Genomic DNA, 856 nt, shown 5'->3' on the forward strand with positions numbered 1-856 from the left:
ACCATGGCTGGATATATTAGAGCCTTGATCACTTTGGCTCTAAGCTGCTCATTTTTTTCCCTGTAGGTGGCTAAGCGTTCGAACACTTCGGCTAAGTTGCCCGATTGTTCTCCTGTCGCAATCAGGTCGGTATACAGCGGGTCAAAATGGTTACTGGCGGTACGCATCGCTTTGGACATCGGCGTACCCGCTTCAACAGCCCGAGTTACACTCATCAAAATGGATTTCATTTCCGCTTTTTTGTGGTTATCAGAGACCAATTTCAATGCTTGTACTAGCGGCACACCGGTTACCAGCATCGTTGAGATTTGACGAGTGAAAACCGTGATGTCTTTCCCTTTTACGCGATGGCTAAGTTTGGTCAAAAAAGAGATGCTGCTTTTCTTTAGCTTTTTGATTTTGATGTGCTGGGCATCTAAGCGCTCTCGTACTTCGATTTCGCTCATTGCCAGAGTTTGACCAGAGGTCTTTTTCCCTGAGCTGTTGACGCCTTTCCAACGGAAGTTCTTTAATTGTGGTGTCGTAGTTTTCATAGGGGTAACTGCTGATTAAAGGATTAGAAATAGAGCACGCGTTGTAACTCACTAAAGCTTGTGATGCCTTGTTTGAGTTTTTCTATTCCGGACATTTGCAAGGTGCTCATGCCGTTCGCAATGGCAAGCTTTTCCAGTTCATGTACCGAGGCTCCTTTAATAAGAGCTTCGGATAGAGATTCATCAAAGCGCATGACTTCATAGATACCTGTTCGGCCAGAATAACCATGGGTGCATTCGTTGCAACCATCTGGATTGGCTCTAAAAATGTTGTCAGTTGTTTGAATGCCGAGGTGCTGAAGTTGAACGGTATGCTCTTGCGG

Annotated in this window: 1 protein-coding gene and 1 pseudogene; both read right to left on the minus strand. The window is 45.3% G+C overall.

Going from position 1 to position 856, the window contains the following annotated elements; genetic code table 11:
* Positions 1–533: type II secretion system F family protein (locus R7R24_RS25695; RefSeq protein WP_318119947.1), on the minus strand; the 533-nt coding region annotated here is incomplete at its 3' end.
* 23 nt (positions 534–556) lie between these two features.
* Positions 557–856, minus strand: a pseudogene (locus R7R24_RS25700) (type IV-A pilus assembly ATPase PilB); the annotation flags it as partial.

Source organism: Vibrio sp. 704, from assembly GCF_033339295.1.